Annotated in this window: 22 protein-coding genes and 1 pseudogene; 8 read left to right on the top strand and 15 right to left on the bottom strand. The window is 58.7% G+C overall.

Going from position 1 to position 25305, the window contains the following annotated elements; all coding sequences use genetic code 11:
- The first annotated feature begins 55 nt into the window (after positions 1-55).
- The gene (locus tag AGA_RS14450) at positions 56-1288 is read left to right on the top strand and encodes an FUSC family protein (RefSeq protein WP_059023508.1); all 1233 of its coding nucleotides are present in this window, start codon (positions 56-58) and stop codon (positions 1286-1288) included.
- Positions 1177-2259: an FUSC family protein gene (locus AGA_RS14445; protein WP_059023507.1), complete on the top strand. Its 1083-nt coding sequence runs from the start codon at positions 1177-1179 to the stop codon at positions 2257-2259. The genes AGA_RS14450 and AGA_RS14445 overlap by 112 nt, the downstream gene beginning before the upstream one ends.
- Positions 2260-2269: 10 nt before the next feature.
- On the opposite strand, the gene AGA_RS06205 is transcribed toward AGA_RS14445, so the two are convergent.
- The 9 genes and pseudogenes from AGA_RS06205 to AGA_RS06165 all read right to left on the bottom strand — a co-directional run bounded on the left by AGA_RS06205 (position 2270) and on the right by AGA_RS06165 (position 14295).
- Positions 2270-3277 (bottom strand): ion channel, encoded by a 1008-nt coding sequence (locus AGA_RS06205; RefSeq protein WP_083503567.1) that lies wholly within the window; start codon positions 3275-3277, stop codon positions 2270-2272.
- Between the two features lie 248 nt (positions 3278-3525).
- Positions 3526-4461, bottom strand: a complete 936-nt coding sequence (locus AGA_RS06200; protein ID WP_059023505.1) for a tetratricopeptide repeat protein — start codon at positions 4459-4461, stop codon at positions 3526-3528.
- Positions 4458-5407 (bottom strand): annotated as a pseudogene (locus tag AGA_RS06195) (MlaD family protein). The gene AGA_RS06200 and the pseudogene AGA_RS06195 overlap by 4 nt, the downstream one beginning before the upstream one ends.
- Positions 5407-6108, bottom strand: a complete 702-nt coding sequence (locus AGA_RS06190; RefSeq protein WP_059023504.1) for a P-loop NTPase family protein — start codon at positions 6106-6108, stop codon at positions 5407-5409. The pseudogene AGA_RS06195 and the gene AGA_RS06190 overlap by 1 nt, the downstream one beginning before the upstream one ends.
- A 1-nt stretch (position 6109) precedes the next feature.
- Positions 6110-7009 (bottom strand): MlaE family ABC transporter permease, encoded by a 900-nt coding sequence (locus AGA_RS06185; RefSeq protein ID WP_059023503.1) that lies wholly within the window; start codon positions 7007-7009, stop codon positions 6110-6112.
- Positions 7006-9324 (bottom strand): adenylate/guanylate cyclase domain-containing protein, encoded by a 2319-nt coding sequence (locus tag AGA_RS06180; RefSeq protein ID WP_059023502.1) that lies wholly within the window; start codon positions 9322-9324, stop codon positions 7006-7008. Before AGA_RS06180 ends, AGA_RS06185 begins: the two co-directional genes overlap by 4 nt.
- 171 nt (positions 9325-9495) lie before the next feature.
- A complete protein-coding gene (locus AGA_RS06175) occupies positions 9496-10986 on the bottom strand; it encodes a Ppx/GppA family phosphatase (RefSeq protein WP_059023501.1) in 1491 nt (496 codons plus the stop codon).
- A gap of 90 nt (positions 10987-11076) precedes the next feature.
- Positions 11077-13386, bottom strand: coding sequence for an RNA degradosome polyphosphate kinase (locus AGA_RS06170; protein WP_083503566.1), 2310 nt, complete (start codon positions 13384-13386; stop codon positions 11077-11079).
- Between the two features lie 132 nt (positions 13387-13518).
- Complete coding sequence (locus AGA_RS06165; protein WP_059023499.1) at positions 13519-14295, bottom strand: P-loop NTPase family protein; 777 nt, start codon at positions 14293-14295, stop codon at positions 13519-13521.
- 106 nt (positions 14296-14401) lie between these two features.
- Here AGA_RS06165 and purM point away from each other — a divergent pair, with 106 nt between their 5' ends.
- The 6 genes from purM (at position 14402) to AGA_RS06135 (ending at position 21347) form a co-directional block, all read left to right on the top strand.
- Positions 14402-15484 carry a phosphoribosylformylglycinamidine cyclo-ligase gene (gene purM, locus AGA_RS06160; RefSeq protein ID WP_059023498.1) on the top strand — a complete coding sequence of 361 codons (1083 nt, stop codon included), beginning with the start codon at positions 14402-14404 and terminating at the stop codon, positions 15482-15484.
- On the top strand, positions 15481-16104 hold the full coding sequence (purN, locus tag AGA_RS06155; RefSeq protein WP_059023497.1) for a phosphoribosylglycinamide formyltransferase: 624 nt from the start codon (positions 15481-15483) through the stop codon (positions 16102-16104). Before purM ends, purN begins: the two co-directional genes overlap by 4 nt.
- 41 nt (positions 16105-16145) lie before the next feature.
- The gene (locus AGA_RS06150; RefSeq protein ID WP_059023496.1) at positions 16146-17471 is read left to right on the top strand and encodes an RsmB/NOP family class I SAM-dependent RNA methyltransferase; all 1326 of its coding nucleotides are present in this window, start codon (positions 16146-16148) and stop codon (positions 17469-17471) included.
- 93 nt (positions 17472-17564) lie between these two features.
- Positions 17565-18227, top strand: coding sequence for a ribulose-phosphate 3-epimerase (gene rpe, locus AGA_RS06145; protein WP_059023495.1), 663 nt, complete (start codon positions 17565-17567; stop codon positions 18225-18227).
- A gap of 103 nt (positions 18228-18330) precedes the next feature.
- Positions 18331-20208, top strand: a complete 1878-nt coding sequence (locus tag AGA_RS06140; RefSeq protein ID WP_172793723.1) for a heparinase II/III family protein — start codon at positions 18331-18333, stop codon at positions 20206-20208.
- A gap of 8 nt (positions 20209-20216) precedes the next feature.
- A complete protein-coding gene (locus tag AGA_RS06135) occupies positions 20217-21347 on the top strand; it encodes a glycosyltransferase family 4 protein (RefSeq protein ID WP_059023494.1) in 1131 nt (376 codons plus the stop codon).
- A 13-nt stretch (positions 21348-21360) separates the two neighbouring features.
- Here AGA_RS06135 and AGA_RS06130 read toward each other — a convergent pair whose 3' ends face one another.
- From AGA_RS06130 to AGA_RS06105, 6 genes are all read right to left on the bottom strand, one after another.
- Entirely contained in the window at positions 21361-21849 is a 489-nt protein-coding gene (locus tag AGA_RS06130) for a hypothetical protein (protein WP_059023493.1), read from the bottom strand.
- 94 nt (positions 21850-21943) lie between these two features.
- Positions 21944-22618 carry a DNA polymerase III subunit epsilon gene (dnaQ, locus tag AGA_RS06125; RefSeq protein ID WP_059023492.1) on the bottom strand — a complete coding sequence of 225 codons (675 nt, stop codon included), beginning with the start codon at positions 22616-22618 and terminating at the stop codon, positions 21944-21946.
- Positions 22615-23202, bottom strand: a complete 588-nt coding sequence (gene coaE / locus AGA_RS06120; protein ID WP_059023491.1) for a dephospho-CoA kinase — start codon at positions 23200-23202, stop codon at positions 22615-22617. Before coaE ends, dnaQ begins: the two co-directional genes overlap by 4 nt.
- Before the next feature lie 38 nt (positions 23203-23240).
- The gene (locus AGA_RS06115; RefSeq protein ID WP_059023490.1) at positions 23241-24110 is read right to left on the bottom strand and encodes a shikimate dehydrogenase; all 870 of its coding nucleotides are present in this window, start codon (positions 24108-24110) and stop codon (positions 23241-23243) included.
- Positions 24107-24877 carry an N-formylglutamate amidohydrolase gene (locus AGA_RS06110; protein ID WP_059023489.1) on the bottom strand — a complete coding sequence of 257 codons (771 nt, stop codon included), beginning with the start codon at positions 24875-24877 and terminating at the stop codon, positions 24107-24109. The genes AGA_RS06115 and AGA_RS06110 overlap by 4 nt, the downstream gene beginning before the upstream one ends.
- Before the next feature lie 87 nt (positions 24878-24964).
- Positions 24965-25273 (bottom strand): hypothetical protein, encoded by a 309-nt coding sequence (locus AGA_RS06105; RefSeq protein ID WP_059024695.1) that lies wholly within the window; start codon positions 25271-25273, stop codon positions 24965-24967.
- Positions 25274-25305: the final 32 nt, after the last annotated feature.

The following is a 25305-nucleotide window of genomic DNA, read 5'->3' as shown; positions in this document are numbered from 1 at the left end:
TCTTTTTTACCAATGGGGCGTCCGGTGTTATAACAAGCTCACCTGAGGAGGGCTTGTGGGTACGGTGTCTCTTTCCCTTGCATTTTCATCCCTTAAATCCTCCATCTTCCGCACATCTGCCGGATTTTTAGGCCCATACCGGCCGCTTGATGGACCGCTTCGCTGGCTTTTTGCCCCCAAAGCTTCGGATCTGGGCTTTGCATTGCGCACAACCTGCGCTGCGTTTCTGGCCCTTACACTGGCTTTGTGGATGGAAATGGACAGTCCACAATGGGCTGCCATGACCACATGGATTGTGGCGCAGAACTCTCGGGGGCAAAGTCTTTCCAAAGCCAAATGGCGGTTAATTGGCACGTGTATTGGCGCATGTGCCGGTGTTGCTCTGCTGTGCGCCCTGCCGCAGGAGCCATGGGTGCTTTTTCCCATTCTGGCCTTATGGAGCGGTGGCTGCTGCGCTTTTGCAACGTTTTTGCGGAACTTCCGCTCCTACGCGTTGGTGTTGGTCGCGTTTACAACCACCATTATTGTGCTTAGCGGCGCCAACCAACCCGACAATATTTTTATGATCGCGCTTTCACGCGCCACGTATATTACGCTTGGTATTGTCTGCGAGAGCTTTCTGGCCGCCCTGTTTGCCCCGCGCTTGGAAACAGTCGCCCACGAGCACATCCGCTCCCACCTGCTGGACGCGCTGCATGGTGCCTGCATAGGGGTGAGCGATCTGCTCCGTGGGCAGGCCGATGGTCTGCTCCGCTCCCGTGCGCTGTTAAGCAGTATTCCCAGCATGGCGGACCAGACCGAGTTCAGCGAAATAGAAATGGGCCCCTACTCCCATGCGGGCGACCATGCGCGCGCGGGGCTGGCTGCCATTTCCGCTTTTCTGGCCCGCGGTATCGCCCTGAATGTTCATATGCAGGCCACATCCCCTTTGCCTGCGGGGTTTCAGCCCCAATTGGATGGCATACTCACCCTGCTTGCCAATCTGGCTGACAAGCTTGCAAAAGCGCCTTCCATCGAGACGGCTTTGCAGGCGCGTGATGTGCTGCGCACCCACATTACCCTCAGCAAACAACATGGCATGGACATACTGGGCCAGTTCCAGATTTTACAAAAAAACATCCCGGCCCCACACCCGCCAGCCATGCCCTGTTGGAAAGCCGCATTCTGCAAGCTGCCATGGTCAAGCTTCTGGTCGAACTGGACCGGGTGCTGGCGCATATTGTTGCGGCTGAGACAGATACCCCCAAAGACCACTTCCGCTTTGACCGCCACCCGGAAAAAGATGTGACGCTTGCCTTCAACAATGGTTTGCGTGCGGCTGCGGCCTTATGCTTTGGCGGTCTTTTGTGGGAAGTGACCGCATGGCCCGAAGGGTCCACGCTGGCCATGTTTGTGGCCGTAACCAGCACCCGTTTTTCTTCATTTGAAAATCCGGTCATGGCGGCCAGTGGTTTTTTGCGCGGTGCCGTATGGGCTGCCGTTGTCTCCTTCTTTCTGGTGTTCTGGATACTCCCTGATCAGGCGAATATTGAAACACTTCTGGAATCGCTGTTCCTGCCCATGCTGGTTGGCGGCCTAGCATTGCGTGCGCCCGGCGCAGTGGCCGCCACAGCGGCAGCTTACAACAATTTTCTGCCTTTTATGGTTGGTCCCGCCAACCACCACAGACTGGACGAAATAAACTGGCTGAACACCACACCTGCCGTTGTGCTGGGAATTGGGCTGGGGGTTCTGGTTTTCCAGCTCGTTCTGCCCTTTAATCCCGCAAACGAGCGCTGGAGGCTCCGCCGCAAAATGGTCAGTGACCTGCAACGCCTTGCGACCGGCAGCCTGATCCCCAGTTCCGCCCAATGGATTGCGCGCTCGGGCGAGCGGCTGGCCCAGATTATCCGACATATGGAAACAACGCCTGACAGGCTGACAGAGGCTTACCTGACCGGAGCCATTGGTAGCATGATGACAGGCCTCCTCATCCTGCGGTTACACAATGTGCTGTTCCACAACCTGCTCCCCGCCCCGCAAAAAAATGCGTTAAAAAACCTGCTGCAAACCATCGGCAATATGCAGGGGTACACGCTGGCCCCAGCACAGGCCGCCCAACAGGCTCTGGCCATTCTGCTCCAGGCAACGTCACAGATGACCAACCTGTCCGCCCAAATCGACCTTGGCCGCGCCATTGGTGCGCTGGAAGTCATGCAGGCTGAATTTGAAACCAACGCTATTTTTATGGATACAACACGGCGCTTCAAACCGGTCTAAACACTGTTTTTTAATGGGCCTCAACATCATGGAAGCGCGTGTAATCCACCGTAATACGGCCATCCGGGCGGGACAGCACAATATCCACAAAGCGATGGTTATGCTGCACCCGGTCAAACCGATAGGCTGTTCTGGCGAACACAGTCTGACCTAGCGCCTCGTCCGTGCCGGTTACGGTCACAATAATCTCGGCTTCCTCAGCCTCCAGCTCTGCAACCGTTCGCCCATGCAAAGGGCTTTCGGGGGTAATGACATGAGCCAAAACAAACGCAAACCGTAATACCGGCACATGAGATTGCATAAGCAGAAGCTGGTCGAACTTCCTTACCAAATGCCCATTATCACTCATCACCAAACGGGACAGTGCGACTTCAATATCGACCGATAAAATAATGCTCATCCGCAAATTGGCGATGCGGATACATAAGGCAGGAATCCCCCCCTCGTTGCTAATAACCGCCATGTTGCTGAACATTACCCGTGCGCGCGGGCGGGCAAACCGGGCAAAAACCACACCTGTTGCAAGGGCAGTCAGCACCATGCCCACAAATGCCTCGATGGAAACAATAGCATTGGCATAAGCCCCAATGGGACTCATGGTGCCATAGCCGACTGTAGAGAGTGTTTGCACACTAAAGAAGAACAGAGACAGCAGCATACCATGCGACAACCCTGTAATCTGGTCGGGTGCCACCATGTACAGCAAGGCAAAAATCAGGTTGATCAGAATATAGGAAACAACCGCAATGGCCGCAAAAGCAGGCCAGCTTGCCGTCAGCGCATGATGGTAAAGGTCACTCCATACGCTGTCCTTCAGGCCCACACGCACAACATCACGATGGCTTTTTTCTTCAACCAACGCATGAGCACGAAAACGCCTGACCGCTTCCTTGGTGCTAAGGTGGAAGCGCCCCCCCTCTTTGGTGCTGCCCTCTAACGCCACATCCTCCAGCTTGGTATGGCGCTCCGCCTCTTCCCTGCTATTGCGCTTTCTGTAATGCTGGAAAAGTCTTTTCATTATAACCGCTCCGTGCGCACAGCCATGCTTACGAGCCAGCGCCTTGGTGCGGTGTTACACAGCGATAGACGTCCACGCCTCCCCGAATTCTGCATGGAAGACCTGCTTGACTTCGGTTACTTTTAAAAAAGCCTACTTTTCAGGCGGCCGTTACCAAAAAACCGCACAAAAAGCACACTGCAACTTGATCTCCCCTTTCCACACATCTGTAGAAAGACGCGCAGCAAAGGGAGACCGCGCATTGCAGGTTAGTTGCTGCTGTCAGGCTCAGCAAAGGGGCGCAGAACAATGCTGCCTGCATTCCGTGCCCAGACCTGCGCATCATCTGCCGGAGGGGCTGCGTCGCCTTTGGTCAGCTTACCGTTGACGAGCGTTTGTGCATCCATCCGGTTGAGTTTGCCAGACTGCGCTGCCGCACTCTGCGCCGCCCGCGCCCAAAGTGCCTGCGCCTTGGCCTGATCGCCCTGACTGCTGGCGATTTGTGCGGCAAGGGCAAGGGCACGCGTCATATCGTGGTATGCCCCTTCACTCTGGCGCAAGCCTGCGGCTTCCTCTGCCAGTTGCTCGGCCTGTGCCGGGCTGGACCGGCGGAGCATACGGGCCTGAATTTCGGCCTTGTCTGCCTGCTGCGTTAACGAAAGAGGCTGTTTAAGGCCATTCAGATAAGAGGCAGCCTCCTGCAAAGCGCTCTGCTCACCCTGCGCGTCTGCCGCCAGCCCCAGCACCAGTGCGGCCCGCGCCGCCAAAGTTGTGTCTGAAGACTGCATAGCATGGCTTGCCAAAGGCAGAGCCTGCGCATAGTGGCCAAGCCGGTAATGGCTGGCCGCCTCAACCAAATCGAGCGAGAACTGGTCATGCCCTCCACGCAACGCCACAGCCTGCCGGGTGGCCTGCGTAGTTTGCAGTGCCTCCGCCGGTGTATTGGCAGCAAGCTGCGAAACGGCAAGGTCATACCCTGCCTCCGCCACGGCATCCCCATCATCCCGCACAAGCGCCAGATTAGCCGCTTTGCGGTACTGGGAGACAGCAACCGTATAACGCCCCAGTTCAAACGAATCCCGCCCTGCCAGCATGGCCTGATCCCACGCGGCATCATCCTGCGCGGTGGGTTTGGTCTGGCTGGCGCCACACCCGACCAGCACGAGCGGTGTTGCCAGAACCAGCAGATGTTTCAGGCGTCTCATGGCCGCACCTGCTGCGGTGCAAGGCGTTTATGATGCGTTACCTTTTTGCCACCCAGCAACCACATGCCACGCAACTGGTCTGTTAGCTGCTGCAACCCGTAAAGCGTGGTCTGGGCCTGTGCAAGCAATGCTGGCAGGTCCGCCGTGCTGGCTTCCACATTGCTGGCAATAGCTGGCAGATGCGGTGTTGCGTTCTTCATATCCTTGGTAGCGGATTTGAGATTACCCATTGTGGCATCTGTTTTGTTCATGATCCCCGAAACCTGTTTTTCAATCGGCTTGAGCCGTTCGATCACAGCATCAAGGGATGCAATGGTCGCTTCGGACTGGCGGATAAGCTGGTCATTGGTCATGAGCTGCCCAATGGTGCCCTTACCGGCGTGCATGTCCGTAATGGTACCATCCAACTGCGCCATCATATGCCGTGCGCTGGCCAGAGCAGGCATGATTTCGGCCTGAATACTGTTCAGTGTCGCCGTAATCTGGTCCGCAGGATTGGGCGCGGGCGTTGCAGAGACAACAGCGTAGCTCCAGTCCATTGGGTCACCATGCCCACGGCTAAGGTCCAGATAGGATGCACCGGTCACAATAAGCTGTTTGCGAATAATGGCTGTGCTATCCCGCCGGATAAAAGGCTTTGCCTGCGGGTCCAGGTCAACCATGGCGTACATGTTGCCCGATGGATTGAGCTTGATACTGCGAATGGTGCCCGCATGGGCACCCATAAGCTGCACATCCCCCCAACGGTCAGCCCGCCAACGCCCGATGCAGGCAGCACAACGCGCAGCTTGGCCGGAGGTGTCAGCCAGTCACGCAGCACGCCAGCTTCGATAACCGCGCCCCCAAAAATGAGTATGCTCAGAAGCACGAGAAAACCCACCCATTCATCTGCATAACGCAGAGAAATCAGTGGTTTTACTTTCTGTCGTAAGCGGAGTTGGAACATTATCCCATCCGTACTGCTACAAGACCATCATCCGCCAGCCGCCAGGTTGCCGTAACACCCTGCCGATATTCCTGCCAGACCGCGTTATTCCTTACCAGCCAGATAACCCCGGCACCTCTGTCGCGCGCCTCGGTTATTGCAGCCAGAAAAGAACTGCTCAATTCTGCCGGACCACCCTCAAGCGGGTCTTCCAGCAGCAACAAATGGGGCTGCCCCAAAAACGCCCGCACACAGCTTACGCGCAGCAGGTCGTCCTCGGACAGAAAACTGGGATTTTGCGTTGGCAGGCCGGGCAAGCCAAACTCTTCCGCCAGATTGGCCGCATCCTGCACCAGCGCATCAATCGGACGTGTTGTATGGTGCAGTTGTTGCAGCACAATCGCAAGGTGTATTGGCACAAACTCTGGCCAGCTTGCCCTGTGCGTTACGCGGCCAATACGGCCACGCAGGGCGTTCAACTCGCGGTCACCCAGCTCTGTCCAGTCCAGCCCCATAAACCGCACGGCGCCATCATCTAGTGGAACAAGACCACTGCACAGGTCGGCAAACATGGTGGCGTGGCCAACATCGCGCGCTTCCACCACCATGCAGTCACCGGGCATGACTTTCATGCTGAAGGGCACAGGGGGCAAACCACTCTCATCAAACGATGGAATAGCCTTGTTCAGTTCAAGCAGCGGGCCGGAAGTGTACGCATCCATCTTACATATCCAGACTGAACAGAACGCTCACCACCATCACAATCAGCATCCCGCGGGAAAAGCCTCGGGGGAGCAGCGTGCGTAGTGAATCCTCGTTGGTGGCGGTCAGCCCTGTCAGGCAACCGCCGAGGCCCACCACAAACCCGACGGTAATAAATTTGAGTGGAATGATAATGTAATCCGTGCCGGACATGGCCGTTGCCACGTCATCCAGAAATACCCAAACAGGGTTGTTAATGACCCCGGACATACGGCTCATCACATACCCGGTGACGAGGGACGCAAACGAAAACAGAATACCCAACGTAAACCCAGCCACGGTAAAGGCCAGCGTACGGGGCAACACTAGAAGCAGAAATGGGTCTATGCCCACGGCCTGCATGGAGCGGATTTCCCCCCCAATGCTCAAAAGCCCCAATTCCGTAGTCGACAGCATGCCGTTGCGCCCCAGCAGCAGCACCCCAACAAGAATGGGCGCTATCTCACGCACAACAACGTTAATCAGGATTGAGCCGGTCATGGTGGCAAGCCCGGTCAGACCCAGCCAGTAAATAACCTGAGAAACAGCGGCAACCCCGGTCAACACCCCTGCAAACATGGTGGCGACCAGCCCCCCACGGATGATGTTGTTCATGGTGGTAATAAATTCGTACCGGACTGTCCTGCGCCATGAGTGAGAGCGGAAACTCTCAAAAATGACCCCCCATGACGCACCCAGCATAATCAGCAGAAACCGCGCCTGCCTGCGCGTTAACCGCCCGATCCACGCCAGCTTCCCCAGCGCCCATTGCACAGGCGAAAAACGGCGTTTTTCTTCGGTCTGCCCGGCCAGAACGGGGTCCCGCGTCGTATCCGTCGGCTGTGCCGTGGATTGAGGGGACTGGGAATCGCTCTCACTCATCTGCGTGCTGCCAGCGTATAGGCGCGCCCAAGACCCAGATGCGGCACAAAGAACGAACCACGGCTACGGAACAGGTACCGGTCACGCAGGTTGGCATAAACACGCTCCGTCACCTGAATAGTGCCGGGATCTACCGCGCTTTCCGCCATCAGTTCTGCCAGAGACACAGTCTGCCCCCACAGGTTAAACACCTTGGGCAACTGCCCAACAGCTCCACCAAACGCGGGACCGTAGTCCATACCCATGGTAAACACGGGTTCAAGGTCAGCCGCCGCCAGCGCGCCCATAAATGTTTCGCGCATTTTGAGCGCAGCATTCGCCAAGCGGAACAGGGCTGTCGGGTCTGGTTCAGTCGTGCAGCCTGCCATGCAGATCATACGATGCCCGGCGACTTCCACCGCAAACAGATGTTCTTCCTGCGCCACGGATTGCACCTGAGTAGCCAACTGGTTGATCAGGTCAATGAGCGTTGTGGTCTCCTTATCCCCTTCCACAACCGGGTCGGAGAAGCTAACAACCAACACGGCAACACTGGGGTAAATGCTGGCGCCCGTAACGGCAGCCATCTCCTCTGCGCGCATAAGCAGATTATCGGACTTGGGAGCCTCTGCTGGCACAACAGCATTCGCCACCTTGCCTTCCAGCGCAGGAGGCTGCTGGGCCTCAATGGCACTCTGCGCGGCAAAGCGCGTTCCCGCAATGCTGGCCATCAGCTCCACAAAATAAAGCAGGTGCGGCAGCATGACCGGCTCTTCCAGCGCAAGCATACCCAAAGCGCCATGTGGCCCATGCACAGGATAAACCGCCAGAGCGTGGGTACCGGCCTCACGCATGACAAGTCGTTCAAACCGGGTTGTCCGCTCATCCGTTGCGGCATTGCTGACAAAAAAGGGCGTGCCTTCTTCTACAGCTGCGAAGAACTTGCCCAGTTCCTCCCGCCCCATTTCAAACCCACCGGAATGGGTGTTCTGGGTACGGTCGTAGGTATCATCACAAACCATGGCCGCGCCGTCATGCAGGAAGCGCCACAGGCTGGCACGGCGCGCACCCGTTACCTGCGCAAGCTGTTCCGTAATAACCAGCGGTTCCGCCGTGGGGTCGAACAGATGGGGGGCCACCGCAACCTGCTGCAAGGCGCCACTTTCCTGCGCCACCTGCGCCTGTTGCACGGCCAACCGGCGGTTGCTGGCCTCCGTCTTGCGCATCTGGCGAATATACAGCGCCCCCAGAAGGAGCGAAAAGACCGTTACAATACCTGCAAATTGCAGGCTCTGGCGGCTGCTCTGATGCGCAAAGCTGCCAAAGTCGTTTTCCGGGGCGATAATCAGCAAAATCCAGCCTTGCGAATACCGCGGCAAGGCGGATGCCATGGCAATATAGGTTTTGCCATCCCATTCCACATGTTTGGGACCAAAGCCCCGCACGCGATAATGGTCATAACCCAAGGCAAATACAGGATACACCTTGGGGTCCAGCACCATTTTATCCGGGTCCCACCCTGCCGCCTCTGCGTGCTGCATCAGGTTACGACCGGCTATGACCTTACCACTGGCATCCACGATCATGGCGCTGCCGGTTTTGCCAATTTTGATTTTATCCAGAAATGCGCTCAGTTCATTAAGCGAAATATTGGTAGCAAAAACCATTTCATGACCATCATCCCTCCGAAAACGAAGGGAACTGGTCATGACAAACTGTTTGTCAGACGGAAAAAGATAAGGCTTTGTCCACTGGATGCCGTCCTTTTTTTCCGTGTTTTTGTACCATGGCCGGGTCCGTGGGTCATAATCGTTAGCAGGCACATCATGCTGTCCGACCTGCTGCCCGGCTGCATTGTAAAGGGTGTGCTGGAAAACCTTTTTGCCATCGGCTCCAGTAACAAGGCGCACATGATCCTGCACGTCCTTGTCGGACGAACGGGTAATGAGCGTGAAATTCCCCTGATCGTCCGCCAGATAAAAAGACTGCAACTGCGGAATTTTTTGCAGCATGGTGCTGCCGTAGGAATAGAACACTTTGTCCGACACAAGCGGGGGAGCATGTTCGATCATGCCGCCAGCAATCAGGTTCCCCGCAGCGGAAGGCGCAATATAATCCCCCACTTCCTGCCCGATATACTGCTGCGTTGCCTCCAGCAGCTCGCGCGTAAGCACAGACACGCCCTCGGTCGTGGTGCGGTATGAGGTAATACCTACCCACGCAATGGCTCCGACTGTCATAATGATCAGCACAAAGGGGAGGACCATGTGCAGCAGCACCCGACGAACGGATGCATCGTGCTGGACTGTCGGGTCTATGATCTCTTCAGAAGACACGCACCAAATTCCACTGCCTGTTGGTCACGAACATTCACGCCCCTGCCACCATAGCCCTGCTCAGATCTGCTAGCGCAATGGCAAAGGTGAACTTTCCATACAACAGAGATGTATAAACTGTAACGTGCCTGTCACCAATGGAGTTGTCCACCCCTAAAGGGGGAAGGCTGATCAGACAGCCAGTTCCACCTCAAACCGTGTCCGCACTCCCAACGCCTGACCCAGACGTTCAAGCCCCCGGCGTACGCTCTCACCTTTCACGGTGACACGGGCAGAGGTTAAGGTCAGCACCAGTTCCTGCCCTTCCCATTCCAAAGATGTACCTTCAAGCAGCCCGCCTGCTCCGCCAGAGAGCGAATAAGCCAGACGGAGCGCCAGACCACAGGCCACGGCGTCTCGCCGTTCCTCCTCGGTCAGTAGCGTAAAGGACGGCATAAGGGCCGGTGCGCTCATATCCACCGAGTACCGTACGGCAAGCGCCAGAGACAGCCAGACACGAGCGCGATGGTCAAACCCCGCTCCCTGCACGCGCAGAATGCGCAGGTAAGTCTGCTCGGCCCGGTATTCCGGATGGTCATGACTCCCAATATCGGACAGCCAGCAGGCGATGCGACGCAAATGCTGCTCTTCCGCCGTTTCCTCCGGTTTGATGCAGCGTGTCCACGTCCACAGAATTTCCGGCAGGGTGTTGCTGCGGCCAAAGCGGGCGCACATATCCCGCGCCACACTTTCCATCGGGTCCTGCGACAGGCAGCTTGGGGCGACGTTCATCATGTACCAGCCTTCACGCAGGCCATCCACGCAGAACACGATCTTGCTGGGCTGAAGCTTCTTCATCAACCGGCGCAGGACAACTGCCGCAAACGGTATATCATCCAGCCGCTTGCGTGGTGCGCCGGGCAACCGTTCCAGACTCCGGCGGGAACTGTTCTGGAGCCAGCCCGTCATCTCGCGGGCTTCCTGCACATCCAGCGTATAGTAATGCACAATATTGAGCGGGTACTGGGTCCGGGCGATCTGCAACCGTGCAAGAGCGCGGAAGGCCCCGCCAACCAGATACAACGGCCGCCCCTTAACGCCGGACAGCCACTCCACGCCATCAATATCCTGATCGGTCAACTGCTTGGCGACATCCAGATCGCCACCGGAGCGGTCAGCAAGCCGGATCATTCCCAAGGGCAGGGTCGTGGCGTCATGCCGCCCACTTTCTGTCAGGTGAATAAGCTCCAGCGAGCCGCCGCCCACATCTGCCACCAGCCCATCTGCACCGGGGATGCCACACATAACGCCAATGGCGGAATGATCGGCCTCCTCCTTGCCAGACAGAATGCGAACGGGCACGCCCGGCATGCTCTGGCGCAGCATTTCCACAAAGGCTGGGCCATTGGAGGCATCCCGCACAGCCGCCGTGGCCAGCACCTCGAACGGGTCTGCCTGCATGGCCCGCGCAATAGCATGGAAGCGACTGAGCACCTCCATGGCCATCCCCACGCCCTCATCATTCAGGCGGCCTGTAGCGGTTAACCCACGACCAAGCCGTAGCACGGCCTTTTCGTTAAAAATGGGTAGCGGATTGCGCGAAACCCCTTCGAACACAACCAGACGGACCGAATTGGACCCAAGATCAACCACCGCTGAACGACGCTGCATGCCCGTCTCCATTACCAGCCGTTCCCGAACAGACCATTACACTGCCCGGCAGCATGAAAGCAGACAGACATACGCGACATACCGGAAAAAGAAACCCCGTTTTCAGTCATCCAGCATCAGGTCTTTGGTCTGGGACAAGGATGCAGGTGCTCTGGACAGGGTCTCATGCGCAGCAGACCCCCGCCCGGAGAGTGATGGATGGGTCATAAACCACTCATGAGCGGAAAACGGCTTGGCCCCGGCAGGCAGCCTGCGCCACACGCCCGTTTGCTCCAGCATCCATGACTGAAGGGTGTCCCGCATGTTGGAGACCATGATCTGGTCCAGAACCTGAGCATGAACCGTGGGGTTGGTAATGGGCACCATGCTTTCCACCCGCCAGTCCATGTTGCGGGTCATCCAGTCAGCAGAGGAAATGAAGACCTTGGCATGACGCGAGGGCACGCGGTGCCCGTTGCCAAAGGCAAAAATACGGGAGTGCTCCAAAAAGCGCCCAACAATGGATTTAATGCGAATATTTTCCGAAAGCCCGGCAACACCCGGCCGCAGGCAGCAGATCCCGCGAATGACACCAACAATCTTAACCCCCGCGCAGGACGCACGGTAGAGGCAGTCAATCAGATCCGGGTCAACCAGCGCATTCATCTTGAGCCAGATGGTACCCGGACGCCCGGCTTTGACGTGCGCCATTTCCTCCTCAATCAGCTCCTTGAGGGTGCTGCGGATGGTCATGGGGGAAAACGCTATTTCCTCCATCTGCGCCGGCATGGCGTAGCCTGTCACATAGTTGAATAGGCGCGCGGAATCCCGCGCCAGTGCCGGGTTGCAGGTAAAGAAGGACAGGTCGGTATAAATTCGCGCGGTAATGGGATGGTAGTTACCCGTGCCAAAATGAGCGTAAGAGCGCACCTGCGCCCCCTCGCGGCGCACCACAAGGCTGAGTTTGGCGTGAGTTTTCAGGTCCGCAAAGCCAAACACCACCTGCACCCCGGCGGCTTCGAGCGCACGGGCAAGGCGGATATTGGCTTCCTCGTCAAACCGTGCGCGTAGTTCCACCATAGCCGTAACCGACTTACCAGCTTCCGCCGCCTCGATCAGCGCCTTGACGATGGGGGAATCGCGCGATGTGCGATACAGGGTCTGCTTGATGGCGATAACATTGGGGTCCAGCGCTGCCTGACGCAGGAACTGCACCACCACATCAAAACTTTCAAACGGATGGTGAACCAGCAGGTCCTTCGCCCGGATGGCGGCAAAGCAGTCCCCGTTAAAGTCCAGTATCCGCTCGGGGAAGCGCGGCGTGTAGGGCGGGAAGAGCAGGTCGGGCCGGTCATCCACAATCATCTGCTTGAGGTCAGCCACCCCGATCATGCCTGAATGCACGGCAATTTCGTCCGATGGCAGGTCCAGGTCGGAGGCAATGGCCTCTGCCAGTTCGGCGGGCACGCGCGTTTCCATATCAAGATGGATAACCACACCACGGCGGCGGCGCTTGAGCGCGCTCTCGTAAGACCGAACAAGGTCTTCCGCCTCGTCCTCAAACTCTACGTCTGTGTCGCGCACCACACGCAGCACCCCGCTCTCGCCCACGACCAGACCGGAAAACAGCCGATCAATAAACAGGGAGATCAGGTCTTCCAGCCGGATAAAGCGTACGCGGGCAGGTTCCCCCGCCGCCTGTGGCGCGGAAGCAGGCAGACGAATAAAACGCTCAACCTGCGCAGGCAGCAGAATAAGGGCGTTCATGGCGAACAGCCCCGTGCCCTCGTACAAAAGCCGCAGCCCCAGAGCGAGGCCCATGTTGGGGATAAAAGGCAGCGGATGCGCCGGATCAACCGCCAGTGGCGTCAGCACGGGGAAAATACGGTCCATGAAGCATTTTTGCAGCCACTCGCGGTCCGCGTCATTCAGGTCCTGCGTTTCGCACAGGGTCACATGCGACTTGGCCAGAAGGCCACGCAGTTCCACCCATATGCGCTGCTGCTCACGGAGCAGGCGGGCGCAGCGTTCACGCACGGCATCAAGCTGCTGGGCCGGGGTCCGTCCATCGGGCGAGATTGTGGTCAGCCCTTCACGAATCTGTCCAACAAGCCCTGCCACACGGACGGAATAGAACTCATCCAGATTACTGGCGCTGATGGACAAAAAGCGCAGGCGTTCCAGCAGCGGGTTCCGGGCGTTATCCGCTTCCTCCACCACACGCTGGTTAAAATCGAGCCAAGACAGTTCCCGATTAATGAAGCGGGAGGGCGTTTGCAGCGTAACTTCTGGTTCAACCACTTTTTTAGCGCGGCTGCTAGCTGTGGTTCTGGCACGGGAGGGGGTGCGTTTGGCTGGCGCACGGGCGCGACTGACGGGGGTTGTGTTCTTTTTATCCTGTGCCGCCACTTGCTTGTGCTCCCTCTCCTGCATCACTCACCCGGCAATTGGGCCACCAAAGACCGCCAAAAGCCAGATACGCCGCCGTTATATCCCAAACACGATAGCCCCGGAATGTTCAGACGCCCCAAATCGCCATCATGTCATAAAACTGAAATATACTTTTCACGCCTCACCATCCTGCGCCACAAGTCCTTCCAGCACACTGGCAGCCAGCACCCGCGTGACCTTGCCCCCCGCGGCCATGGCAGCCTGATCCAGCGCAGCCACGCAGTCCCTTACAGCGCTGGCGCGGCGTGGCAGGCGGCGCAACAGCCAGCGCGTAACCTGCGGCGCCACAACAATCTGCCGTTCCGCCAGCAAACGCAACAGCAGGCGGTGCAGCAGGTCTTCCTCTGCATGCCCCAATGGTACGGAGGACGTCGCCCGCAACCGGCTAGCCAGATCTGGCAGCGCGGCCGGCCAGCGCGCAGGCGGCAGCCGCCCGGCCATAAGGAACAGCACGCGCCGCTCGCGCACAAGGTTGATAAGGTGCAGAAGGTCATGTTCGCTGGGCACATGGTCCGCATTGTCCAGCGCCACGGCCTTAAACCCGCCCTCGTCAAACAGAGCGCCCACTTCCCGCTCGTTCAGCCTCTCCCCCGCTATAACAGGTGCGCCATAGCGGCCCGCCCATATGGAGAGCAGGTGCGTTTTTCCCGTACCACCTTCCCCCCACAACGCCATACGGCCTTCGGGCCACCGGTAAGGGGCTTCCGCATCCAGCACCCAGGCGCGTGCGGCGGCATTAGACGGCGCTGCAACAAAATCTGACCGCCCGAATCGGGGGCGGTACACAAATGGCAAAGCTATCTGCGCCACCCCGTCACCTTCGTTTATGCGCCGCTTCCTGCCCACATTTGGGTCATGGGAAGACGCTTTTGTTTCATCAATCCGTGTCATGCCGCTTTGCGCGCCGCGTCTCCTGCCGTAAAGACTGTTCGCGGGAATCCTAACTCACCCTGTTCCCGGCATCGACCTTACTCTCATTCGGACCAAGAGCGCACCCATGACGTCTTCTTCTAATACCCCTTCTTCCGGCCTCACCTACCGTGATTCCGGCGTGGACATTGAAGCAGGCGAAGCCCTTGTTGACGCCATTCGCCCTGCTGCCAAAGCCACGGACCGGCCCGGCACCATGGGAGGCCTTGGCGGCTTTGGCGCTCTGTTCGACCTGAAGGCCGCAGGCTTTACCGACCCCGTGCTGGTCTCCTGCACCGATGGCGTTGGCACCAAGCTGACCGTAGCCATTGATAACGACCTGCACGAAACCGTGGGGATCGACCTTGTGGCCATGTGCGTGAACGACCTGATTGTTCAGGGCGCCGAGCCGCTGTTCTTCCTCGACTACTTTGCCACCGGCCGCCTGTCCGTTGCCTCGGCCGCCAAGGTCGTGCGGGGCATCGCCCAAGGGTGCGAACAGTCCGGTTGCGCCCTTGTTGGCGGCGAAACGGCGGAAATGCCCGGCATGTATGCCGATGGTCATTATGACCTTGCTGGTTTTTCCGTTGGTGCGGCAGAACGCACGGCCCTGCTGCCTTCTGGCATTGCCGCGGGTGATACACTGATCGCCCTGCCTTCCTCCGGTGTGCACTCCAACGGCTTTTCGCTCGTGCGCCGCATTGTGGCCGATGCCCATCTGACATGGACCGACCCCGCAGCCTTTGCGCCGGGCCAGACACTGGGCGAGGCGTTCCTTGAACCCACGCGCCTGTATGTGCGCCCTGTGCTGGCCCTGCATAAAGCTGGCCTGCTGCATGGTGCAGCCCACATTACCGGTGGCGGCCTGCCGGGCAACCTGCCCCGCGTGCTCCCCGATGGGCTGGATGCTGTTATTGATCAGGCATGGCCCATGCCACCTGTGTTCAAGTGGCTGGCACGCACGGGCAATGTGGATAGTGCGGAAATGCTGCGCGTGTTCAACTGCGGTATTGGCATGATCCTGATTACTCCCGAGCCGGAAAAAGTTCTGGCCATGCTGGCCGAGCAGGGAGAACAGGCCTTCCGCATCGGCTCCATTGCCAAGGCCGAAAGCTCTGACGCCAAGCCTGACCTTAAAATGCAGGCAACTCCGGATTTTCGCGCAGCATGAGCACAGAAAAAACACCTGTTGCCATCCTACTCAGTGGTCGTGGCAGCAATGCCACGGCTCTGATTGAAGCGGCGCAGGACTCTGCTTTTCCCGCCCGTATCTGCCTTGTTCTCAGTAACAAACCGGATGCGCCGGGGCTGGACATGGCCCGCAAAGCGGGCCTGCCAACACTGGCTATCGACCACCGTACATTCGGCAAGGACCGCGAAGCCCACGAACGCGCCATCCACGCAGCGTTAGTGGAAGCCGGAGCGCAGGCCGTCTGCCTTGCCGGGTACATGCGCCTGCTAACCCCCTACCTGACCAACGCATGGGCGGGGCGGATGCTCAACATTCACCCCAGCCTCCTTCCCTCATTCCCCGGCCTGCATACGCATGAACGCGCGCTGGAAGCCGGTGTCCGGCTACACGGTTGCACGGTGCATCTGGTGACCGAAGGCATGGATGAGGGGCCTATTCTGGGGCAGGCTGCCGTCCCTGTTCTGCCCAATGACACGGCGGATGAACTCGCCGCCCGCGTTCTGCAGCAGGAGCACCGGCTTTATCCTCTGGCCTTGCAGCACTTTTTGACGCAAAACCCGGCAACAGCGGCCAATGGCGCCGCGCTTCTGGTGGCATAAGCTACCTTATACCCTGCTTTCCGAACGGTTTTTCTGCCCCCATGACCACACCAGCGCGCCCGTCCTCCTCCAAACAGCGTGGCAAGTTCCGCCCCGCTCCGCCCCAACCCGATCCAACACGGGATGTGGCGTTTGATATCCTGTGCGGCGTTGTGGAGCACCGTCGTATGCTGGAGAACAGCCTTTCCCGCTCGGCGGCGGCCCATCAGGCCGAAGCGCGGGACCGGGCGGCAGCCCATCGGCTGGCGGCGGCAACGCTACGCCACATGGGCACACTGCGCACGGTGCTGGAACCTTTTTTGAAAAAAGAACCGCCCGAACCTGTGCGGGTCGCGTTGATGATGGGCTGCGCACAACTGCTGTTTCTGGAAACACCACCCCATGCAGCCGTTGGCACCACGGTTTCCCTTCTACGCAGGCGCAAGCTGGCACCTTTTGCGGGGCTGGCCAACGCTGTACTGCGCCGGGTTGCCACCAGTGGCACGGAACTGCTGGAAGGACTGGACCAGCCGCGGCTGGATGTTCCGGCATGGCTGTGGAGTTCCTGGTCGGGGCTGGGCAAAGGCGTCCCGCGCGCTATTGCATTGGGCATAAGCCACGAAGCCCCGCTGGATATTACCCTGCGTCCGGGTGCGCAGATTCCAGAAGGGGGCGTACTACTCCCCAACGGTTCTATCCGCCTGCCTGCTGGCACCCGGGTAACAGAACTCCCCGGATATGAAGAAGGCGCTTTCTGGGTTCAGGATGCCGCAGCAACCCTGCCCGCACGCCTTCTGAACGTACAGGCCAACGAGCAGGTTGCTGACCTGTGTGCAGCCCCCGGCGGCAAAACAGCGCAGCTTGCCATAACAGGCGCCACAGTAACGGCGGTTGAAAACAACCCCGCGCGTCTGCTCCGGTTAAAAGAAAACATGGCCCGGCTTGGGCTGGACAACGTGCGCGCTTTTCAGGCGGATGCGGCCACATGGCGCCCGGATGCCCCGCTGGACGCCATTTTGCTGGATGCCCCCTGCTCCGCCACCGGCACAGCCCGACGCCACCCGGATGTGCTGTGGGTCAAACGCCCACGGGACCTGACCAACCTGACCGCCATGCAGGACAAACTACTGGCCGCCGCCAAAGACATGCTCAAACCCGGCGGCAGGCTTGTTTACGCCGTGTGCTCTTTGCAGCAGGAAGAAGGGCCGGACCGCGCACGCGCAGCGCAGGCCATGGGGCTTGTGCCCATGCCGTTTACCCCCGAAGAACTTGCCTTTTTGCCCGAAGCACTAACCCCTGAAGGCTGGCTCCGCACGCACCCCGGACTATGGCCGGAACAAGGCGGCATGGATGGTTTTTTTGCAGCACGCTTTACCCGCACGGCATAAACCACTGCCCCATATGCAGGCAGTTGCCACTTAAAAGCGCACAAACCGTTTTCTCCAGTTGCGCAGGCGGCTGCTATTGCGGATAAACGGAGAATGAGTTCTGCACCATTCCCCCTGATCGCCCCGAGTATTCTGGCTGCGGATTTTGCGCGGCTGGGAGAAGAAGTAGAAGCCGTTGCCCAGGCCGGGGCAGATTGGATCCATCTGGACGTAATGGATGGCCATTTTGTGCCGAACATTTCCTTCGGCCCAGCCGTGGTCAAGGCACTCCGTGGGCGCACCTCCCTGCCCTTTGACGTGCATCTGATGATTGCACCTGTTGACCCTTATCTAGAGGCTTTTGCCAAAGCCGGGGCTGACCAGATTCTCATTCACATAGAAGCGGGCCCGCATACGCACCGCTCACTTCAGCTTATTCGCCAGCTTGGGGCCAAACCCGGTATTGTACTGTGCCCAGCCACCCCGGCAGAGGCCATTGCCGAGGTCATGGACCTTGTAGACGTCATACTGGTCATGACGGTGAACCCCGGCTTTGGTGGGCAGAAGTTCCTGACAAGCCAGTTGCCCAAAATTACCCGTATCCGGGACATGATCGCACAGAGCGGCCGCGATATCCGGCTGGCGGTCGATGGTGGCATAGACGCGCAGACAGCCCCACTGGCAACGCAGGCAGGAGCAGATGTGCTGATTGCCGGGAGTGCCGTGTACGGCAAGGCGGATTACGCTGCCGCCATTGCCTCCCTCCGCCCTGCATGACCTACCGCGCGGAGAGAGAAGTCAAATTGATCCAAATGATGTCATAAAGTTCTATTAGAAATCACCAGCCCTAAAGCCCCAGCATGGAGTTACCTTTAATCTGATGCCCCTTCGCCGCTGGACCCGTGGACCCCGCCTTGCTTATGCCATGCGCAACCCGCTTGGTGGGTTTGCGCGTGTTCCTGCTGCTCCAGCCGTTGTGCTGCGCGATTTATGGCCGGGTAACGCCACGGTAGGCGAAAAACTGGTCCGCAACCGGACCGAATTTGAGGGCGTATCCCGCTCGCTCCAGTCGAACGTATGGGATGACCCCACATGGCCTGCGGCTTACCGCCGGTGGTTACAGAGTTTTTGCTGGCTACAGGACCTGCGGGAACTGGGAGCCGAATCCGCCCGGATCAAAGCCCGGACCCTTGTTTCCCACTGGATCCGCCAGCCTGCGGCGGAGCGGGCCGTTATTGACCCCTCCATAACCGGGGCGCGGCTATGTGCATGGCTAGGCTGTTACGAATTTTTTGCCGCCTCGGCGGATGACACTTTTCGCCAGCATCTGATGGCGTCACTTATGATGGAAGCACGGTCCATTATGGCGCTTATGCCAGAAGCCGTTTACGGCTGGCAGGCCCTGTGCGCGCTTAAGGGCCTTCTGGCCGTTGCTGTCTCCATCCCGGACTACCCGGAATTTCTGACCCGGTATCTGCGATTGATTGACGAAGTCATCACAAGCCAGATTCTGCCCGATGGCGGCCACATCACCCGCAGCCCTGAAGACCTGTTCCTGACTGTGAAGGAACTGGCCGAAATGCTTTACATTCTTCAGGTCGCGCGCCTGCCTCTGCCCACAACACTGGTGGATGCCGCCAACCGTACTGTCCCTGCCCTGCGGGCCATGCGCCATGCGGATGGTGGGCTGGCCTTGTTCAACGGTAGCCGTGAGCGTGACCCGCAACTGGTGGAACTTGTTCTAAACCGTGCGTCCCGTTCACGGGTTGTCGCGGCAGGCTTGCCAGAAAGCGGTTTTGCACGGCTAAGCAGCGGCCGTGCCCTGCTTATTGCCGATGCCGCCGCCCCGGCCCCCAATGGGTTTGACCACACGGCGCACGCTGGAATGCTGTCGTTTGAATTTTCATCCGGCAAACAGCGGTTGATCGTAAATTGTGGCGCCAGCAAACAAAAAGGCTGGGCCGAAGCACTGCGTTACCCTGCGGCCCATTCCGTGCTGGAACTTGGCGGCATGTCCCCCATAACGTTCGAAGCCAACGGCACTACCAGCAGACCGCCGCAGGTAACGCGCACCCATGCAACACAGGATGGCGCACACTGGCTGGACATGACCCATAACGGGTACGAAAGTCAGGGAGGGGGCGTTTATCATCGCCAGCTTTATCTGGGCAAAGATGGCCGGACACTGCGTGGGGAAGAAAGACTGGAGGGGGCAACACTCGCCCGCTCCCCGTGTGTACGCTTTCACCTCCACCCGGACATCATGGTGGAACCGACCGAAAACGGCTATCTTTTGCACAGCGAGGAGGAAAGCTGGCTGTTCCAGTCCGATGGGCAGATCAGTGTGGAGGAAAGTGTTTACCTTGGCGGGAGCCGCCGCATGGCTACACTCCAGCTTGTGTTGACCCCCGCCGCCGCACCACCACAAGACACATCTCCCACCCCACTCCCTCCTGAAGACGATGTGGAAGAAGATGGCGGGGCCCCCTTGCTGCAAACTACAACACCGCAGGAAGAAGCAGCCACTCCCCTCCCCGCCCTAACGGAAGCCGCTGAACAGACACCAGACCTCCTCCCCGATGAGAGCATTGTGCTGACCGCTCCCGACCTTGTGGAAGAGGCAGCCGCGCCCATGCCGGACGGAATACCGCATGAGCAGGCCCATGCACCTACGCTCCCCCATGCCGCGTTAAGCCACGCCATGGCGCAGCCTCCACCCAAGCCAATCCATTGGGCCATGACCCTGATCAGCGAATAAACCGTGTTGTGAAGATACTCGAAGTTACAAACGTCGATTTTTCACTCACCCATTTCCTGCTTCCTCTCATGCGGGTTCTGCGCGCCAACGGGCACGAAGTTGTTGGCGTCTGTGCGGACGGGCCACTCTTAAAAACACCACGGGAAGAGGGGTTTCGTATTGAGACACCGCCCCTAGCCCGTTCCTTTTCTCCCATTGCACAGGTACGTGCCTTATGGGCGCTCATACGCCTGATCCGGCGTGAAAAACCCGATATGGTGCACGCACATATGCCCATTAGCGGCATTCTGGCCCGCGTGGCGGCCAAGTTCTGCGGCGTGCCCTGCATTGCCTACACATGCCACGGCTTCTTGTTCAACCAACCCGGTTCAGCCGCAAAACGCCAACTGGCCAAACTGTTGGAAAGGGGATGTGGCCACATTACAGACATCTATCTGACAGTTTCAAAAGAAGAAGCGGATGATGCGGCACGCCTGCATATTCACCCACACCCCATTGCCATAGGGAATGGGCGTGACAGTTCTGTTTTCCACCCCGATGCGGCCGCACGGCACCGTGTTCGTACGGAACTGGGCACAGCATCCCAAACCGTGGTAATTATTGTTGTCTCCCGCCTTGTGCGCCACAAAGGCTACCCCGAACTGCTGGCCGCCATGCAGAACGTGCCAGATGCCGAACTCTGGGTTGTAGGGGAGCGGCTTGCAAGCGACCACGGCGCCCGGCTGGACAACGCGCTAACACAGGCGCAGCAGATACTAGGACCACGCTTGAAGTGTTTGGGCTACCGGGCAGATATTCCTGCTCTCCTGGCTGCTGCGGATATTTTTACACTGCCCAGCCACTTTGAAGGGCTCCCCATGTCTATTATTGAAGCCATGTTGAGCGGCCTGCCCGTAGTTGCCACGAATATTCGTGGTCCGCGTGAGCAGATTGTGGATGGGCAGACTGGCCTTCTGGTCCCTGTGGCACAGAGGAAGCCACTCGCGCGCGCCTTGCGGCAACTGGTCAGCCAGCCCACCCTACGCCGCAGGATGGGACAGGCCGGACGGGCACGCGCCTTGTCACTGTTTGAAGAACGCGACGTTCTGGCCAGAACAGTCCGTCTGTTGACCGCGTCTCAAACCCAGCCAACTGACTAATACCGTATCCGGCTCAGTCTTTTTTGGCTGGGACGTCCGTTAGAGCTTTTTGCGTTTCTGGCGAAAAGCGGATGGTCAGACGAGATGGTGATGCGGCAAGGCGACCACCCGTGCGCGTTTCATCCAGCCGAATGCGTACGCCCGAGTCATTTTCCATCAGGTGGCCAGCAACGCCCTTGCCAACCGTTGTCTCGCCCGAAAGAGACCAGTACGTGCCAGCAAAATCTTCCAGCCGCTGGAGGTTATAAACCTTGCCCACGCTATTACCGGAAGAAAAACCAATGGCTGCCGCCGAAGCACCATTAATTTCAAAGGGATACGTATGCCCGCCATAGGTCAGCACACCCTTGCCCCACGTATAGCCCAGCCCCAGATCAGCAGAACGGGTTTTGAACGTAACCTCCGCCATGGCAGGACCCAGCACGGTCTCTGCTCCTGCGGGCAAGGCCCATGTACCGGACAGGGCCAGAGCAGCAAGAAAACGACGGGATGCTGAACGCATCAAAATGCTCCTTGTATTCGGGATAACCAAAACATGGCATAGGCTTTTGCCGCTGCATAGCCTTTTCGGGTGCGTTCAGGCATGGCCGAACAAATCAGGTATTCCAGATCGGGTCTTTCAGCTTTTCCACAAAACCGGCGTGGGCGGTCAGTTCGGCCTCGGTGGGGCAGACCCGCACAACTTTGCGTTCTGTTGGCCCATCATACACCACAACGGGCGCCTGCTCTCCGTCCGCCACAAGCCCAAGGCCATGCTGCCGGCCCCCCATAAGTTCCACATACACTTCGGCCAGCAGTTTGCAGTCGAGCAGTGCATTGTGGGTCGTACGGGCGGATAGGTCCACGCCAAAGCGGCGGCACAACGCATCCAAGCTATTGGGCATACCGGGAAAACGCTCACGCGCCATATCCAGCGTATCCACCATACGCCCCAGATCCAACGGCTTGCGGCCAGCACGTTTGAGTTCGGCATTCAAAAAACCAAAGTCAAACCGGGCATTATGTGCAATCAGCGCATCATCCCCGACAAAGGCCAGAAAGTCGTCCGCTACTTCCGCAAATTTTGGCTTCCCCTCAAGGTCGGCCCGCGTAAAGCCATGTACGCGTGTTGCCTCTTCCGGCACATCCCGCTCAGGGTCGAGCAGAACATGGTAAGCCTTACCCGTTGGCAGGTCCCCCACAAGTTCCAGAGCCGCAATTTCAATCACCCGGTCCCCGGTGGCAGGGTCTAGCCCTGTTGTTTCCGTATCAAACAGGATGGTTCGTTTCACGCCCTCAAACTCCTGATAAAGCGGCGGACCTGCCGCTCTGTTTCCTTCATGGACAAGCCGGTATGGATAACAACGTCTGCACCCTGCACCCTGCGGGCATTGGACATCTGACAGGCAATCAGTCGTCGCGCCTGTGCGGGCGGCATATGCCGCCTTTGCGCCACACGTCTACGCTGCACCCAGGCCGGGGCTGATACCACCACAACTCTGTTACACAGACGCTCGGCCCCTGTTTCAAACAACAGGGGAATATCCAGCACAACCCAAGGCGTACCAAGCTGGCAATGCTGCTGCAAAAACTGCCCTCGCGCCTTACGCACCAAGGGATGCATAATAGCTTCCAGTTTTTTCAACATTGCTGGATGGCCCAATACGGCCTGCCGCAGCACGCCACGCTCCAGCCGCCCACCTTTAACGGCTTCTGGCACAAGATGGGCTATGGCAGGCAGCGCCTCCCCTCCGGGTGCCTGTAGCCGATGGACCACTGCATCCGCATCAAACACGGGCAAGCCAGCATGGCGCAGCATATTTGCGACCGTGCTTTTGCCCATGCCCATACCGCCGGTCAGGCCCAGTATCTTCATGACAAAACCTTGTCCTGATCCATGGGAATGGCGTTATGTCAGAAACTGTTCAGCACATACTCTTGTGTTGCGTCATCCACCTGCGGGTCAACGCCAAACCACTCCCTGAAGCCCAACCGGGCCTGATGCAGCAACATACCCAGCCCCCCTACCGTGCGCAGGCCATGCTTTTGTGCGCTGGCCAGCAAAGGCGTTACACGGGGAACATATACAATATCCGCCACGACCAGTTGTGGGGTAGCCTGCGCCAGAGAGGGGCAGAACAACGGGTCCGGCCCGCCTTCCATCCCCAATGAGGTTGTATTGACCAGCAGGGTAAAGTCTCCCAACTGCTGTTCCCATACAGACCACGGCACCACATCCGCCCCGGGCAGCGCCTCGGCCAGTGCCTCGGCCCGCTCCTGTGTCCGATTGGTTATGGAAACCTGCATTCCCTTATCCTGCAACGCTGCGGCTACCGAGCGGGCCGCTCCACCTGCACCCAGCAAAAGGGCACGGGTGCGAGGTTGCGGAGGAAGGCTGGCCGCCTCCAGACTGGCGACAAAGCCGCCCCCATCGGTGGAAAGTCCCAGAATTTTGCCATCTTCACGAAAAACCAGTGTGTTAACGGCTCCTGCTCGTTTAGCCGTTTCATCCAGCACATCAGCCAGCTTGTAGGCCGCCTCCTTGTGAGGAATGGTCACGTTGGCGCCACGAAAACCAGCCGCCTGCAACCCCAGCACAGCCGCAACAAAAGATTCGGGGTCGGCTGGCAGCGGCACATAAGCCCCGTCCACCCCATACTGGCGCAGCCAGTAGTTATGCAGCACGGGTGAGCGGGAATGGGCAACCGGCCACCCCAGCACCCCGGCCAGTCTGGCCTTGCCGGTGATGATCTGCGGAGGAAGGAGGCTGGAAGATGTGCTCATGAACGCTGCTCGTACCTTGTGCAAAAAATCTGCCATGCTCTGGGAAGCAGACGGGCCAGCCGCTCGGCCCATTCTGCCTGCCCATCGGGGTGGGCTATGAGGTCCTGACGGATTTCAATTTCAATATGCGGCAGAGCGCGCTGCTCGCCATGTATGGGAATTGTGTAGTCCGATGTATCGGTCAAGGCATACGGCTCATTATCCCCCACAACCAGCCCTTCCGCCCGAAGCAGGTCGATCATGATATGGGCCAGCCGCGGGTCGTGGTTGTGCAGCAGCCCCACATGCCACGGCCGCTTAACCCCACGCATGACAGGCGTAAAACTGTGCAGCGCCACTACGACCACCTGCCGCCCCTGTGTAACACGGGCATCCAGTTCCTGCCGAATACGCTGGTGGTAGGGGTGCAGGATGGTCTGCTCACGCCATGCCACATCCTCCGCACTCAGGTTCTGGTTGCGGGGTACTGGCGTCCCATCGCTTTGCGTTACAATAGATGTAGGGTGGCCGGGAGCACGGTTACAATCAATGACCAGACGGGAATAAACCTGCTCAATCAGCACTGCGGGCAAGGTATTGGCCAGTCTGCGACCAACGCCATCTATCCCTATATCCCACCCGATGTGGCGTGCCCGCTCCTGCGCGCTCAACCCCAGACCATCAAGTTCGGGAGGAATGGCCTGCCCGGCGTGGTCGCTGACCAGAACAAAAGGGCCGCCGTTATCCTGCCCGTAAACCTTAAAACTTTCTGCCAAAACGTTTGTCATCCGCCGTTACGCGTTTGCCTGTTTTTGAAACGGGCAGAAGGAGGCCAGCACAAGCCCCCTCCTGCCCAGAGACGACATAAGAGCGTCTTATTTAACCGACGAGACGATAATGGCAGCCAGATCAGCCTCTGCGCGCACACGGCCTGCGTCTTCACCACTCAGGCCTTCCGCATCCAGCCCGCTGCCATCCAGCGCATAGACCAGATAAGCGGGGTCCGTGCCATCAAGCGATTCTTCGCCGCCTTCAGCATAGCTGCGCGCGGTCACGTATTCCGGGCCACGCATCTTTTCTTCCAGCCGACGCACAGCGGCAATCGGGTTTTCTGCCTTGATCACTTCCAGCAGCACGTTGGCCCCCGGATCGACAACACCAAAAGTTGCAAGTTCGTGAGACATGGTCTTTTCCTGAACTCCCTGTAATTTACACA

The sequence above is a fragment of the Acetobacter ghanensis genome, assembly GCF_001499675.1.
In the GTDB taxonomy this organism is placed as follows: Bacteria; Pseudomonadota; Alphaproteobacteria; order Acetobacterales; family Acetobacteraceae; genus Acetobacter; species Acetobacter ghanensis.
The sequence above is the reverse complement of the archived record's forward strand: the minus strand, read 5'-3'. Positions and strand labels throughout refer to the sequence as shown.

Coding starts and splice junctions, on each gene's coding strand:
- AGA_RS14445 (WP_059023507.1), top strand. CDS start 1,177: ATGGTCAAGCTTCTGGTCGAACTGGACCGGGTGCTGGCGCATATTGTT.
- AGA_RS06205 (WP_083503567.1), bottom strand. CDS start 3,277: ATGAAAAGACTTTTCCAGCATTACAGAAAGCGCAATAGCAGGGAAGAG.
- AGA_RS06200 (WP_059023505.1), bottom strand. CDS start 4,461: ATGAGACGCCTGAAACATCTGCTGGTTCTGGCAACACCGCTCGTGCTG.
- AGA_RS06190 (WP_059023504.1), bottom strand. CDS start 6,108: ATGGATGCGTACACTTCCGGCCCGCTGCTTGAACTGAACAAGGCTATT.
- AGA_RS06185 (WP_059023503.1), bottom strand. CDS start 7,009: ATGAGTGAGAGCGATTCCCAGTCCCCTCAATCCACGGCACAGCCGACG.
- AGA_RS06175 (WP_059023501.1), bottom strand. CDS start 10,986: ATGGAGACGGGCATGCAGCGTCGTTCAGCGGTGGTTGATCTTGGGTCC.
- AGA_RS06170 (WP_083503566.1), bottom strand. CDS start 13,386: ATGCAGGAGAGGGAGCACAAGCAAGTGGCGGCACAGGATAAAAAGAAC.
- AGA_RS06165 (WP_059023499.1), bottom strand. CDS start 14,295: ATGACACGGATTGATGAAACAAAAGCGTCTTCCCATGACCCAAATGTG.
- purM (WP_059023498.1), top strand. CDS start 14,402: ATGACGTCTTCTTCTAATACCCCTTCTTCCGGCCTCACCTACCGTGAT.
- purN (WP_059023497.1), top strand. CDS start 15,481: ATGAGCACAGAAAAAACACCTGTTGCCATCCTACTCAGTGGTCGTGGC.
- AGA_RS06150 (WP_059023496.1), top strand. CDS start 16,146: ATGACCACACCAGCGCGCCCGTCCTCCTCCAAACAGCGTGGCAAGTTC.
- rpe (WP_059023495.1), top strand. CDS start 17,565: ATGAGTTCTGCACCATTCCCCCTGATCGCCCCGAGTATTCTGGCTGCG.
- AGA_RS06140 (WP_172793723.1), top strand. CDS start 18,331: ATGCCCCTTCGCCGCTGGACCCGTGGACCCCGCCTTGCTTATGCCATG.
- AGA_RS06130 (WP_059023493.1), bottom strand. CDS start 21,849: ATGCGTTCAGCATCCCGTCGTTTTCTTGCTGCTCTGGCCCTGTCCGGT.
- coaE (WP_059023491.1), bottom strand. CDS start 23,202: ATGAAGATACTGGGCCTGACCGGCGGTATGGGCATGGGCAAAAGCACG.
- AGA_RS06115 (WP_059023490.1), bottom strand. CDS start 24,110: ATGAGCACATCTTCCAGCCTCCTTCCTCCGCAGATCATCACCGGCAAG.
- AGA_RS06110 (WP_059023489.1), bottom strand. CDS start 24,877: ATGACAAACGTTTTGGCAGAAAGTTTTAAGGTTTACGGGCAGGATAAC.
- AGA_RS06105 (WP_059024695.1), bottom strand. CDS start 25,273: ATGTCTCACGAACTTGCAACTTTTGGTGTTGTCGATCCGGGGGCCAAC.